The 14,187-nt window shown below is 56.2% G+C and carries 12 protein-coding genes; 10 read left to right on the top strand and 2 right to left on the bottom strand.

Annotation, left to right across the window (positions count from 1 at the left end; all coding sequences use genetic code 11):
- Positions 1-162 precede the first annotated feature (162 nt).
- Positions 163-2,184, bottom strand: a complete 2,022-nt coding sequence (rep, locus tag DDT52_RS19910) for a DNA helicase Rep (RefSeq protein ID WP_136157891.1) — start codon at positions 2,182-2,184, stop codon at positions 163-165.
- Positions 2,185-2,347: 163 nt separating this feature from the next.
- On the opposite strand from rep, the gene ppiC reads away from it, so the two are divergent.
- Positions 2,348-2,629, top strand: a complete 282-nt coding sequence (gene ppiC / locus DDT52_RS19915) for a peptidylprolyl isomerase PpiC (protein WP_109491351.1) — start codon at positions 2,348-2,350, stop codon at positions 2,627-2,629.
- Between the two features lie 62 nt (positions 2,630-2,691).
- On the opposite strand, the gene putA is transcribed toward ppiC, so the two are convergent.
- Positions 2,692-6,663 carry a trifunctional transcriptional regulator/proline dehydrogenase/L-glutamate gamma-semialdehyde dehydrogenase gene (gene putA / locus DDT52_RS19920; RefSeq protein WP_136157892.1) on the bottom strand — a complete coding sequence of 1,324 codons (3,972 nt, stop codon included), beginning with the start codon at positions 6,661-6,663 and terminating at the stop codon, positions 2,692-2,694.
- A gap of 253 nt (positions 6,664-6,916) precedes the next feature.
- Between putA and putP the strand changes: the two genes are divergently transcribed.
- The 9 genes from putP to dagF all read left to right on the top strand — a co-directional run bounded on the left by putP (position 6,917) and on the right by dagF (position 14,186).
- Positions 6,917-8,401, top strand: a complete 1,485-nt coding sequence (gene putP, locus DDT52_RS19925) for a sodium/proline symporter PutP (protein WP_136157893.1) — start codon at positions 6,917-6,919, stop codon at positions 8,399-8,401.
- Positions 8,402-8,673: 272 nt separating this feature from the next.
- Positions 8,674-9,015, top strand: a complete 342-nt coding sequence (locus tag DDT52_RS19930; RefSeq protein WP_136157915.1) for a glycine dehydrogenase — start codon at positions 8,674-8,676, stop codon at positions 9,013-9,015.
- Between the two features lie 17 nt (positions 9,016-9,032).
- Positions 9,033-9,395 (top strand): SFCGS family glycine-rich protein, encoded by a 363-nt coding sequence (locus DDT52_RS19935; RefSeq protein WP_136157894.1) that lies wholly within the window; start codon positions 9,033-9,035, stop codon positions 9,393-9,395.
- A 2-nt stretch (positions 9,396-9,397) separates the two neighbouring features.
- A complete protein-coding gene (locus tag DDT52_RS19940) occupies positions 9,398-9,697 on the top strand; it encodes a DUF4312 family protein (RefSeq protein WP_136157895.1) in 300 nt (99 codons plus the stop codon).
- Positions 9,698-9,738: 41 nt separating this feature from the next.
- Positions 9,739-10,515: a DUF4311 domain-containing protein gene (locus tag DDT52_RS19945; RefSeq protein WP_109491357.1), complete on the top strand. Its 777-nt coding sequence runs from the start codon at positions 9,739-9,741 to the stop codon at positions 10,513-10,515.
- A 12-nt stretch (positions 10,516-10,527) separates the two neighbouring features.
- Entirely contained in the window at positions 10,528-11,172 is a 645-nt protein-coding gene (locus DDT52_RS19950; RefSeq protein WP_136157896.1) for a DUF4310 family protein, read from the top strand.
- A 41-nt stretch (positions 11,173-11,213) separates the two neighbouring features.
- Entirely contained in the window at positions 11,214-12,347 is a 1,134-nt protein-coding gene (locus tag DDT52_RS19955) for an amidohydrolase/deacetylase family metallohydrolase (RefSeq protein ID WP_136157897.1), read from the top strand.
- Positions 12,331-13,449, top strand: a complete 1,119-nt coding sequence (locus tag DDT52_RS19960; protein ID WP_136157898.1) for a DgaE family pyridoxal phosphate-dependent ammonia lyase — start codon at positions 12,331-12,333, stop codon at positions 13,447-13,449. Before DDT52_RS19955 ends, DDT52_RS19960 begins: the two co-directional genes overlap by 17 nt.
- Positions 13,446-14,186: a 2-dehydro-3-deoxy-phosphogluconate aldolase gene (gene dagF, locus DDT52_RS19965; RefSeq protein WP_136157899.1), complete on the top strand. Its 741-nt coding sequence runs from the start codon at positions 13,446-13,448 to the stop codon at positions 14,184-14,186. The genes DDT52_RS19960 and dagF overlap by 4 nt, the downstream gene beginning before the upstream one ends.
- Position 14,187: the final 1 nt, after the last annotated feature.

A 14,187-nucleotide genomic window follows, 5' to 3' on the forward strand; every position in this document is an offset into this window, starting at 1 on the left:
CAGAATTGGTACTTACTCTGGAAGTTTGACTTAATGATGTGAGACGGCAGTCTATTTGAAAGATTTCAACGATGAATAACGGAAATTAATGCACAAAACACAGTGGTACTGCGGTGTCTCTGAGCATGGCGCTCAGGGCGTTGTCATCAGTCTGAGAGAGTTCTACTCCCCCTTGGCTTTCGCCAACTGCGCGCGGATGCTGGCCAGGTGGCTTTGTCCCTTCTGCATCCGTTCCTGAGCACTGACCACTTTCCGCTCGGTTTCCCAAATCAAATCATCCTGCGGTAACTCGAGCAGGAAACGGCTGGGTTCGGGACGTACCAATTCCCCGTACTGACGCCGCTCTTTGCACAGGGTAAATATCAGTTCGCGCTGAGCGCGGGTGATACCGACATACGCCAGCCGCCGCTCTTCATCGACATTATCTTCATCAATGCTGCTTTGATGCGGCAGAAGCCCCTCTTCCATACCGACCAGAAACACATAGGGAAACTCGAGGCCCTTTGAGGCGTGCAGCGTCATTAACTGCACCTGATCCAGCTCTTCTTCGTTTTCTCCCCGCTCCATCATATCCCGCAAGGTGAAACGCGTAACGACTTGCGTCAGCGTCATGGGTTCATCCAAATCCGACCCTTCGAGCATTTCCGTCATCCAGCTAAAAAGCTGATTCACGTTTTTCATCCGCATTTCTGCGGCTTTGGGGCTGGGCGAGGTTTCATACAACCAGCTTTCGTAATCCAGTCCGTGGATCAGATCGCGGACCGCCGCCACCGGTTCACGATCGGCCAGACGAGCGATATCTGACAGCCACTGCGTAAACCGTTGCAGGGATTCCAAGCCACGCCCGGTCAGCGATTGACCGAGCCCAAGGTCAAAACTGGCGTTAAACAGGCTTTTGTTTCGCTGGTTCGCCCACTCTCCCAGCTTTTTCAATGTCGCCGGGCCAATCTCTCGCCGCGGCGTATTGACGATGCGCAAGAACGCGCTGTCGTCATCCGGATTGGTTAAAACACGTAAATACGCCAGCAGATCCTTGATCTCGGGACGCGAGAAAAACGACGTGCCGCCAGAAATTCGGTAAGGGATCCGGTTCTGCATCAGCATTTTTTCAAACAGGCGTGACTGGTGATTGCCGCGATACAGAATGGCATAGTCGCCATACTGGGTCTTTTTAATGAAATGATGAGCGATCAGTTCGCCAACCACCCGTTCAGCCTCATGATCCTCGTTGTTGGCGGTAATCACTTTCAGCTCATCGCCATAGCCCAGCTCCGAGAACAGCCGTTTTTCAAACACATGCGGGTTGTTGGCAATCAGAATATTGGCCGCCTTCAGAATTCGGCCGGAAGAACGGTAGTTCTGCTCCAGCTTGATGACCTCCAGCTTCGGGAAATCCTGCTGTAACAGCACCAAATTCTGCGGACGGGCGCCACGCCAGGAATAAATCGACTGGTCGTCATCGCCCACCACGGTAAAACGTGCGCGGCTGCCCACCAGCAATTTCACCAGTTCATACTGGCTGGTGTTGGTATCCTGATATTCATCCACCAGCAAATAGCGTAAGCGATTCTGCCAGCGTTCCCGTACTTCATCGTTACGTTTGAACAGCTGCGTCGGCAGCAGGATCAAATCGTCAAAATCCAATACGTTACAGGCGCGCAGATGGTCGTGATACAGCGAATAACAGTGAACAAACAGCTTATCGCGTTCAGAGCGCGCCATAGCAGCCGCACCGGCGGGATCGACAAGGTCGTTTTTCCAGCCTGAGATCGTTGACGTTAATTGCTGCAACAGCGTCTTATCGTTTTCCAGCCACGGCTCCGTCAGCTCTTTCAGCAAAGCCATTTGATCCTGATCGTCAAACAGGGAAAAGTTGGCTTTCATCCCCAGCGCCGCATACTCGCGTTTGATGATCTCCAACCCCAGCGTATGGAAGGTGGCGATCATCAGTCCGCGAGTTTCTTTGCGGCCCAGCGTTTGCGCGACTCGTTCCTTCATCTCGCGCGCGGCTTTATTGGTGAAGGTTACCGCGGCGATATGGCGGGCCTGATACCCGCACTGACGGATTAAATGCGCAATTTTATTGGTAATAACGCGTGTTTTACCCGAGCCGGCCCCCGCCAGCACCAGGCAAGGGCCGGTAACGAATTCGACTGCGTGTTGTTGGCTGGGGTTTAAACGCATAACGATATTGCTCACTCATCAAACGGAAAGGGATTGTAGCAGAAAGCAGAATCGATCTTGAGCGGGGATTTATTCATCACGGAAAGCACGTCGCAGTCCACATCTGACGTTGCAGATGTTACATTGCGCACAGGAATCTTCCTCTTAAATAAAGGTAACTATAATGGCAAATACCGCAGCCGCACTGCATATTCTGGTCGATACCGAACAGCAGGCCAACGACATTCTGGCCCAGCTGGAGCAGGGGGCCGACTTTCAGAAACTGGCACAACAGTATTCCACCTGCCCGTCAAAACGTAACGGCGGCGATTTAGGTGAATTCCGCAAGGGTGATATGGTCCCCGCCTTTGATAAAGCAGTCTTTTCCTGCGAATTGCTGAAACCCGTTGGCCCGGTGAAAACCCAGTTCGGCTATCATCTGATTAAGGTGTTGTACCGCAATTAATCCCTTCTACACGCCTTGCCGGACGCAACGGCCATTGCCCGGCAAGGATACCTCACCGTAACCTAGCCGATTGTCATCAGGCTGGCGTTGCCTCCCGCAGCAGCGGTATTAATACTCAGCGAACGTTCATACAGCAGTCGCTCCAGCGAGATATGGATCTCACCGCGAGTAAAGCCCTGTACGGAAACAATCGGGCCACGACGTTCCGCAAGCTGTTGGTTCAGTTGGCGCAATTGATCCGCATCGCCATGATAGATCGCCGCATCAAATATCCGATCGTCTTGCTGCCAGTCCTGACTGAACTGAATTCGCGATTGAACAACACCCGGTAAACGGCGATACAGCGTCTGCAATAATGACGTATCCGTCCACAGCACGCGTCCTCCCGTTGCCAACACCGCGGCCAGTTGAATCAGCGCATCCTCGTCGTTGTCCGCCAGACACAACACGCGTTCACGCGGCACCAGCGTATAGGCATTGCGTTCCCCCGTCGGCCCCGGCAGCAGACGCGTGGTGCCCCCCAATCCATGCGCCGCATACTGCTGGCATATCACCGCCAACTCGCGATGATGCCCGGCAATCGCCCATTTTTCCAAAGCCCCCAACGCCGTCAATAACGTCTCTCGCACGCTGGCATCCACGGTTTGCTCACGATCCTGATGGGCCAGTCCATTCAGCACCGCATCATCCGGTTTGTGTGACAACAGCCGATACAGATAAAGCGGTCCGCCCGCTTTCGGCCCGGTACCAGAGAGTCCTTCCCCGCCAAATGGCTGAACGCCGACCACGGCGCCCACCATATTGCGGTTGACATATTGATTGCCCACTCTGGCGTTACCGGTCACGCGCGCGATGGTTTCGTCAATACGCGTGTGCAAACCCAGCGTCAAACCGTACCCTGCCGCATTAATCTGTTCGATCAGCGCGTTGAGATGTTGGCTTTGATACCGCACAACGTGCAATACCGGGCCAAACACCTCTTGTTGCAGTTCGTCTACGCTTTGCAACTCGATAAGCGTCGGTTTGACGAACGCTCCCCGCGACCATTGCTGTTCATCCTGCGGCGGTGATGCTGGCTGGAACACCTCGCGTCCCTTCGCCCGCATACGCTGAATATGCCGTTCAATAGACTGTTTCGCATCCGCATCAATCAGCGGACCAATATCGGTGGACAAACGTTCCGGGTTGCCCATCCGGCATTCGGCCATCGCCCCACGCAGCATTTGCAGCGTATGATCCGCGACCTCCTCCTGAATACACAGAATACGCAATGCCGAACAGCGCTGACCGGCACTGTCAAATGCAGAAGCGACGACATCGTTAACCACCTGCTCGGTCAGCGCGGAGGAATCAACGATCATGGCATTCAACCCGCCGGTTTCGGCAATCAGCGGCGTAAGACGCCCCTGCGGATCCAGCCGTCCGGCGATGCTGCGTTGCAGCAGAGCGGCGACGTCGGTCGATCCGGTAAACATGACGCCCCGCACCCGGCTGTCATTGACCAGCGCGGCGCCCACGGTTTCCCCCCGCCCCGGCAACAATTGCAATACGCCGGCAGGTACGCCCGCCTCCAGCAGGATACGCACGGCCTGAGCCGCAATCAGCGGAGTTTGTTCGGCGGGTTTCGCCAGAACGCTGTTACCCGCCGCCAGCGCGGCGGCAATCTGTCCGGTAAAAATTGCCAACGGGAAATTCCACGGGCTAATGCAAACCACCGGCCCCAGCGGCCGATGGGAATCATTGGCAAACGTTTCGCGTACCTGAGCGGCGTAATAGCGTAAGAAATCAACCGCCTCACGCACTTCGGCAATCCCATTGCCGAACGTTTTACCGGCTTCGCGAACCAATAACCCCAGCAGTTGCTGCAACTGACTTTCCATCATATCGGCCGCCTTGTTCAGTACGCCTGCACGCTCTGCTGGCGGTGTGGCAAACCAGATCGCTGCGGCCTTGACGGAGGCTTCCAGCGCCCGGGCAACATCCCGGTCGCTGGCTTCACGCACATATCCCACGATGTCACGCGACTCAGCAGGATTGAGCACGGGTTTTGCCGCTTCCGGTTCAGATTCGCCGTCAATTACCGGCGCGGCTTGCCAGAGCAGTGCCGCGCTGGTCAGCAACGCGCTGGATAGTGAAGCAAGACGGTGTTCATTGGACAGGTCGAGCCCGCTGGCGTTATGCCGCGCATCGCCGTACAAATGGCGGGGTAAAGGAATTCGGGGATGCGGAAGGCCGATTCGACCTTCCGCCGCCGCCAGCGCGGCTACGTCGCTGATGGGATCGGCCACCAGTTTCTCAAGCGGCAGGGTCGAATCGGCAATACGGTTCACAAAGGAAGTATTGGCGCCATTTTCCAGCAGACGGCGCACCAGATAGGCCAGTAGCGTTTCATGCGTTCCGACCGGCGCATAAATGCGGCACGGACGATTCAGTTTTCCTTCGGCAACCTTGCCCACCACCTGTTCATAAAGCGGTTCACCCATGCCGTGCAGACATTGGAATTCGTACTGGCCGGGGTAATAATTGTTGCCAGCCAGATGGTAAACCGCACTTAAGGTTTGTGCGTTATGCGTGGCGAACTGGGGATAAATCAGGTTGGGCGCCGCCAGTAATTTACGCGCACAGGCCAGATAGGACACATCGGTATACACCTTGCGGGTATAGACCGGATAGCCTTCAAGTCCATCAACCTGCGCGCGTTTGATTTCACTGTCCCAATAGGCGCCTTTCACCAGACGAATCATCAGACGTCGATGGCTGCGCTGGGCCATGTCGATGATGGCATCAATGACAAACGGGCAACGTTTCTGGTAAGCCTGAATGACAAATCCAATGCCATTCCAGCCAGCCAACTGTGGCTCAAAACAGAGTTTTTCCAGCAGATCGAGGGAGATCTCCAGTCGATCCGCCTCTTCCGCATCGATATTAATCCCAATGTCATACTGGCGGGCCTGTAATGTGAGCGACAACAGACGTGGATACAACTCTTCCATCACCCGCTCATATTGCGCCCGGCTATAGCGGGGATGCAGGGCGGACAGCTTGATGGAAATGCCCGGTCCCTCATAGATGCCCCGGCCATTGGATGCTTTTCCGATGGCATGAATCGCCTGGCTGTAAGACGCCAGATAAGCGGCGGCATCCTTCTCCGTTAGCGCCGCTTCCCCGAGCATGTCATAGGAATAGCGGAATCCCTGCGCCTCCAGTTTGCGGGCATTCGCCAACGCTTCAGCAATGTTTTCGCCTGTCACAAACTGCTCGCCCATCAGACGCATCGCCATATCCACGCCTTTACGAATCAACGGTTCACCGCTTTTTCCAATGATCCGGTTCAGTGAATTCGACAGGTTCGCCTCATTGTGCGTGGCAACCAGCTTACCGGTGAATAACAGTCCCCAGGTCGCGGCGTTAACAAACAGCGATGTGCTGCGACCAAGATGCGCACGCCAGTCGCCGGTACTGATTTTATCGCGAATCAGCGCATCACGCGTGGGCCTGTCGGGAATGCGCAGCAATGCTTCAGCCAGGCACATCAGCGCCACGCCTTCCTGAGAAGAAAGTGAAAATTCCTGTAGTAATCCCTGTACCATGCCAGCACGCCCGGTGGCGCCTTTTTGTCCTCGCAGGCGCTCCGCCAGGCGATGGGCCATTTTCTGCGTCAATTGCGCCATTTCCGCCGGAAGTTTTACCTGTTCAAGTAATATCGGCACCAGTTCGGTTTCAGGACGACGATAAGAAGAAGTGATGGCGGCACGAATAACGGACTGGGCTAGTACCTGTTCTGCAAAATCAAGAAAGGGTTGATGGGTTTCTTCTTCCTGAGATTGCGGCATAATCTCTTCCGCTTCAATTTGGCTGAACGCAGCCGGTTGTGGTATCTCTGGAGTGTCGGTGCCACTTTCGAGGCGTTCGAGATAATTAAAAATGGCCTGTTTGATAAGCCAGTGCGGCGTGCGATCGATCCGCTGTGCCGCTGCTTTGATCCGGTCACGCATTGCCTCGTCGAGTTTTACACCCATCGTGGTAGAACCCATTCGCCCCACTCCTGTGATTGAAAAGGACACATAGCCAACGTCAATATCGATCACGTTGCAACTTTGTGCAACCTTGTTAACAAATGTAGTCGGTTGCAACCTACAGGCATCTGCATCTCCAATAGATTGCCAATACCGGCAGTAGCATGAAAAATGAAAGCCGTATCTGCGCCTCGTTCCGGCCAGAGTAATAAATACAACACACACCGCCGCCGTGAAGGGTGTGCGAATAATAATGAAAGTGGAGAATTGAATGACAATGAGCACACCAATGCTGGTGACGTTTCTGGTGTATATCCTTGGGATGGTACTCATCGGCCTGTTCGCCTATCGCGCCACCAATAGTTTTGGCGATTACATTCTGGGCGGACGTAAAATGGGAAGCGTGGTGACGGCGCTCTCAGCCGGCGCATCAGACATGAGCGGTTGGCTTCTGATGGGATTGCCTGGCGCCGTCTTCATCTCCGGCATCTCTGAAAGCTGGATCGCCATCGGCCTGACGATCGGAGCCTACCTTAACTGGAAATGGGTGGCCGGCCGTTTACGCGTTCATACCGAAGTCAACCATAACGCGCTGACGCTGCCAGATTACTTTACTCACCGTTTTGAAGACACCAGCAAATTACTGCGGGTGATTTCCGCGCTGATTATTCTGATATTTTTCACTATTTACTGCGCCTCTGGCGTCGTGGCCGGCGCCCGTCTGTTCGAAAGCACCTTTGATATGAGCTATGACACTGCGTTATGGGCCGGCGCCGCCGCGACCATCGCCTATACGTTTATCGGCGGATTTCTGGCGGTGAGCTGGACGGATACGGTACAAGCCAGCCTGATGATCTTCGCCCTGATCCTGACGCCCGTGATGGTAATCCTGTCGCTGGGCAATATTGATACCTCGCTGATGGTGATTGAAGCGAACAATCCCGCCAATCTGGATATGTTTAAGGGTCTGAATTTCGTCGCCATCATTTCACTGATGGGCTGGGGTCTTGGTTACTTCGGACAGCCTCATATCCTGGCGCGCTTTATGGCCGCGGATTCTCATCACACCATTCACAGCGCACGCCGTATCAGTATGACCTGGATGATCCTGTGTCTGGCGGGAGCGGTGGCCGTCGGCTTCTTCGGCATTGCCTACTTTACCAACCACCCGGAACAAGCGGGTAACGTGTCGCAAAACAGTGAGCGTGTGTTTATTGAACTCTCGATGCTGTTGTTCAACCCGTGGATTGCCGGCGTTCTGCTGTCGGCGATCCTGGCGGCGGTCATGAGCACCTTAAGCTGCCAGCTTCTGGTCTGCTCCAGCGCGATCACCGAGGATTTATACCGTCCATTTTTACGCCCCAAAGCCACGCAGAAAGAGCTGGTGTGGGTCGGCAGGGCGATGGTGCTGCTGGTGGCGGCCATCGCCATCATCCTGTCGGCAAACCCGGAGAATCGCGTGCTGGGGCTGGTCAGCTATGCCTGGGCCGGTTTCGGCGCGGCTTTCGGTCCGGTGATCCTGATTTCCCTGCTGTGGTCGCGGATGACCCGCAACGGCGCGCTGCTCGGGATGATTGTCGGCGCAGCGACCGTGCTAATCTGGAAACAGTATGGCTGGCTGGGGCTGTATGAAATCATCCCCGGTTTTGTGTTTGGCAGCCTGACCATTTTTGTCGTCAGTCTGCTAGGCCGTGCGCCATCTCCAGCGATTACCGAGCGTTTCAATAAAGCGGAAGCGGAATTCAAATCGATCTGATCGCGACAGGCGCCGTTCGCGGCGCCTTGATCGTCTGGCGGATCCCCCACCCCAGACAACCAAACGGGGGAGACGGCGTGTTACTTCCCCTTCACCTCCCCCGCCCCGGCATGATTCATCCGTTTCCCGGCGATATCGTTACTCACTGAAATTATGTGGTCTGGATCACTAATGCCTTCCGGATTTCCACTTTGAAGTGGAAAACAACTCGCTACAAACCCTTCTTCTCTGGCGGTAGTGTGCATTCAACACCATTAAATCAGATACGACATGTGAATAACGGAGCGGTAATGAACAAAACCGGGAGTCGTGAAGCAGAGCAAAGCGAACAACTCGCCGATCGGATGTTGGTATGGATCGGCGAATTACTCAAACGCCATAACATCACCCCGAATGGGGTGCAGAAACAGATGCTGGTATCCCATGTACGGGCGATGGCGCACCGGTCGGTGACCGGCGAACCGCTGCCGGACGTGGAGGCCAACCTGTTCGAAGAGATTTCTGCCGACTCCATGCGTCTGGCGCGTGAAGTCGTGATGGAATTTGGCAATCTTCCCGATGAAGAGGCCTGGCTGCTGTCGGTCCACTTCGAAGTGGCAAAAGAGAACCTTTAACTGTTCAGGAGTGAGTGATGGAGAAAATTACCGTAGTCATTGGCGATCGTCTGGGAAAAGGTCAGAAAGTCGCGGCCGGCGTCGAGAAAGCGGGTGGCCGTGCGGTGGTCGTGCCCGGCATGGCCGCTGATATGAAGCTCGGCGATGTAATGAAAGTGGAAAACGCCACCTTCGGTATCTCCTTCTGCGGCAGCGGCGGCGCAGGGGCGATCACGGCGCAGAATAAGCATGGCTACAAAGCCAGATACGGCATGCGTTCGGTCGAGGAAGGCGTAACGGCTATCAACGACGGCTGCAACGTGCTGGGCTTTGGCTTTATGGACAAAGAAGAGCTGGGTGAGCGTCTGGTAGAAGCCTGGAAGAAGAAATACGGTGCCTGACCATGAAAACGCAATTTACCACCACGGTTAGGGTTCGCGGCAAGGGGGAGACCAAGACCAGAGCCTTTGCCGACGCGCTGAACCACGTTCAGGCAACGGTTATGCAGTCTTCCCCTCACATTTTACTGCGTATTGAGCCACAGGATGTGCAGGTTGCTCATGCGCGTGAAGCGGTGCGTAAAGAGGCGTTTCTGTTTTTCTTTCTGCGCCGGGAACGACGCACATTCAGCGTCGAGCTGGATGTCACCGTCAACGTGACGGCCATTAATCTCGATAACGTGGATTTTGTCACGCAAACCTGACTGTTTAAACGACAAGTTGTTCAACATGAAAGGGCTGGCTGATGTTCTTAATAATATTAATAAAATCGCTCATCATCGGCGCGCTGGTCGGCGTGGGTGTCGGTGCCGGGGCGGCGCGTATGTTCCATGCCCCCACCACGCAAGGGATGGGCGCGTTTCGTACACTGGGCGAATTGAATGCCTGTGAAGGCGATCCCGCCTCTCACTTCTCCTTCGGTCTGGGCTTCTTCTTCAACGCCTGGGCCTCATCGGTGGCGGCGGGCGCTTTCACCCAGGACGTTGACCATCGCATCATTCCCAACTGGGGCGCTGCGGCCCTGATGATAAAAAACCGCAACGTGGCGGAAACGCTGCACGATCCAAGAAAAATGGCGATTGCCTGCGGCATCATCGGCATGATTGTCGTCACCTTCCTGAACCTGACCGCGTCCTCGGTGCCGGAAGCCTTGCAGGTGACGGCGGTGAAAGTGCTGGTGCCGGCCGCCAACCTGCTGGTCAATACCGTGATGCCGGTGATTTTCTGGCTGGCGGCGATTGATGCGGGCAAGAAATCAGGTTTCTGGGCAACCGTATTTGGCGGCGCGGCGCAGCTCATTATGGGCAACGCCGTACCGGGTCTGGTACTCGGTATCCTGATAGGCAAAGGCGTCGAAGAGAGCGGCTGGAACCGCGTCACCAAGGTGATGATGACGGCCATTGTCGCGCTGTTCGTCCTGAGCGCTTTCTTCCGGGGTTTCGACATGAATATGATCGAATCCTTCAATCTGACCGTGCCGGACTGGCTGGATCGTATTCATCACCTGATGAGCGGAAAATAACAGGAGCCAAAAATGGAAGAGAATAAAGGGTTTTGGTATGCCGACTGGTCATTTCCGATCTTTGTCGGCCTGCTCTCGTCAGGGGTATTCGCCGGTACGCACATGTACTACCTCTACGGTATCGGCGCCTTCAACGAAGTGGCGTTCGTTTCCATGCTGCGCGCCGGAATGGATACCGGCGTTTACGGCGCGGTGGCGGCGTTTGGCGCGAGTTTCCTGTTCGCCCGCATCATTGAAGGTTCGCTGGTGGGGATTCTGGATATCGGCGGCGCCATTCAGACCGGCGTAGGGCTGGGCATACCGGCGCTGCTGCTCGGCGCCGGGTTTGTGTTCCCGGTCGCCAACTTCGTCGCCTCGTTGATAACCGGTCTGGTGATCGGTCTGGCGATTGGCTATCTCATCATTCTGGCGCGTAAATTTACCATCAACCAGAGCGATTCCACCTACGGCGCCGATGTCATGATGGGCGCGGGCAACGCGTCCGGCCGCTTCCTCGGGCCGCTGATTATTCTCAGCGCGATGACCGCGTCGATCCCGATTGGTATCGGCTCACTGATTGGTTCCCTGCTTTTTTACCTGTGGCAGAAACCCATCACCGGCGGTGCGATTCTGGGCGCGATGCTCTTCGGTTCGTTTTTCCCGGTGGCCATCAGCTAATCTGGCGGGCGCGATAGCGTCCGTCCCGACAGGAGACACGCATGTTTGATTTACTGCTTCGCCGCGCACGGCTGGTGGACGATACGCTGATTGATATCGCCCTTCAGGATGGACGCATCGCGGCGCTGGGCGATTTATCCGGCCCGGCACGCAAGGAATGCGATCTTCAGGGGGAACACTACGTCAGCGCCGGCTGGATTGACTCCCACGTTCACTGCTACCCGGCATCGCCGATCTATCACGACGAACCGGACAGCGTGGGGATCGCCACCGGCGTCACCACCGTGGTGGACGCGGGCAGCGCCGGCGCGGACGACGTGGACGATTTTTATCGCCTGACGCGTGAAGCCACGACCGAGGTTTACGCGCTGTTGAATATTTCCCGTGTCGGTCTGATCGCTCAGAACGAGCTGGCCGACCTGACGCATATCGACAGCGCTGCCGTGCGCGACGCGGTGGCACGCCACCCTGATTTTATCGTGGGCATCAAGGCGCGCATGAGCAGCAGCGTGGTGGGCGACAACGGCATCACGCCGCTGCAACGAGCCAAAGCGATCCAGCAGGAAAACGGCGACCTGCCGCTGATGGTGCATATTGGCAACACCCCGCCAAATCTGGACGACATTGCGGCCTTGCTCACTTCCGGCGACATCATCACGCACTGCTATAACGGCAAACCGAACCGTATTCTGACCCCGGCGGGCGAACTCCGCGCCGCGATCCTCCGCGCGCTTGAGCGCGGCGTACGGCTTGATATCGGGCACGGCTCCGCCAGCTTCAGCTTCGCGGTCGCCAGACAGGCGATAAGCCAGGGCATTTTTCCGCACACCATCAGTTCAGATATCTATTGCCGTAACCGTATCAATGGGCCGGTATATAGCCTGGCGCATGTGATGTCCAAATTTCTCGCCATCGGCATGTCGCTCCCACAGGTCATTGACTGTGTAACCGCCAACGCCGCCGACGGGTTGCGTCTGACGCACAAAGGCCGCCTGGCCGTAGGACTTGATGCCGACCTGACGATTTTTGATCTTAATCGCGAGCCCGTCGTTTTTGCCGATAGCGAAAACGACAGCCTTCAGGCCGAACATATTTTGGTTCCGCTGGCCGCCATACGCGCGGGCAAGGGGTTTCTGACTGAACACGGGAGAGCTTTACATGCCGTCGATTTATGAAAAATACGATTTAAAACAGGTTATCAACGCCTCCGGGCGCATGACGATGCTGGGGGTGTCTATCCCACGCCCGGAAGTGGTGGACGCCGTCACCGCCGGCATGAATCACTATTTTGAGATGAAAGATCTGGTGAATAAAACCGGCGACTACATCGCGCAGTTGTTGAACGTGGAAGCCGCCACCGTCGTGTCCTGCGCCTCTGCCGGGATCGCACAGGCGGTTGCCGCCATTCTGGTGAAAGACAACGACTGGCTGCTGGAAAACCTGCACGTTACCTCCATCGAAAACAACGACATCCTGTTGCCGAAAGGCCATAACGTCAACTTTGGCGCGCCGGTCGGCACCATGGTGGCGCTCGGCGGCGGCAAGGTGGTGGAAGCCGGATACGCCAACGAATGTTCGGCCGGGCAGCTCGCCGCGGCCATCACGCCGCGCACCGCCGCTATTCTGTACATCAAATCCCATCACTGCGTGCAGAAAAGCATGCTCAGCGTAGATCAGGCGGCGGCGGTCGCGCGTGAACATCACCTGCCGCTGATCGTCGACGCGGCAGCCGAGGAAGACTTGCTATGCTATTACCGGGCCGGCGCCGATCTGATTATCTACAGCGGCGCCAAGGCGATTGAAGGCCCCACCAGCGGGCTGGTCATCGGTAAAAAGCGCCACGTGGAATGGGTTAAGCGCCAGTCCAGCGGCATTGGCCGCGCCATGAAGATCGGCAAAGAGGGGATTCTGGGGCTGACTTGTGCGATTGAGCATTATCTCACCGCCACGAAAGAGAGCGGAGCGCAAATGGTGGAAAAGATGACTCCCTTCATCAGCCGGTTGAATACCCTTGATGGCGTCTCCGCCCGCGTGGTGTGGGACGGTGCCGGACGCGACATTGCCCGCAGTGAAATCAAATTTGACGAGGCGATCACCGGCATGGCCACCGGCGATCTTGTCAATGCGTTGAAACAAGGCAAATACGCGATTTATTTCCGTGGCTACAAAGCCAACGAAGGCATTATTGAAGCGGATGTACGCAGCGTCACGGCTGAACAGCTGGAGATTGTGTACCGCCGTATTCGCGACGTTCTGAATCAGGAGAAAAGTGCATGAAGCTGACCCCCAATTTTTATCGCGATCGCGTTTGCCTGAATGTGCTGGCGGGGTCAAAAGCAAATGCCAGCGCCATCTATGAAGCCGCCGAGGGCCATGTGCTGGTTGGCGTGCTATCCAAAAATTACCCCGACGTGGCCAGCGCCGTTGCAGATATGCGCGACTACGCCCGACTTATCAATAACGCGCTTTCCGTCGGACTTGGCGCGGGCGATCCCAACCAGTCGGCGATGGTCAGCGACATTGCCCGCGAGGTGCAGCCGCAACACGTCAATCAGGTTTTTACCGGCGTGGGCACCAGCCGTGCGCTGCTTGGACAGAATGATACGGTGGTGAACGGCCTGGTTTCCCCGACCGGCAGACCGGGGTGGGTGAAAATCTCCACCGGCCCGCGCAGCAGCCAGGAGGCTGACGGCATCGTCCCGATCGACACCGCGATTGCGCTGTTGAAAGACATGGGCGGCAGCTCGATTAAGTATTTCCCGATGGGGGGTCTTCAGTGCCGGGACGAGTATCAGGCGGTCGCCGCCGCCTGTGCGCGCCATGATTTCTGGCTGGAGCCGACCGGCGGCATCGATCTGGACAACATTGGCGATATTCTGCAAATCGCGCTGGATGCGGGGGTAAGCAAAATCATCCCCCATATCTATAGTTCGATTATTGATAAAGCAAGTGGCGATACCCGACCGAACGATGTGCGTACCTTGCTCGCCACCGTGAAACAGCGAGTAGCATAGT

It is taken from the genome of Brenneria roseae subsp. roseae (assembly GCF_003115845.1).
Taxonomy (GTDB): Bacteria; Pseudomonadota; Gammaproteobacteria; order Enterobacterales; family Enterobacteriaceae; genus Brenneria; species Brenneria roseae.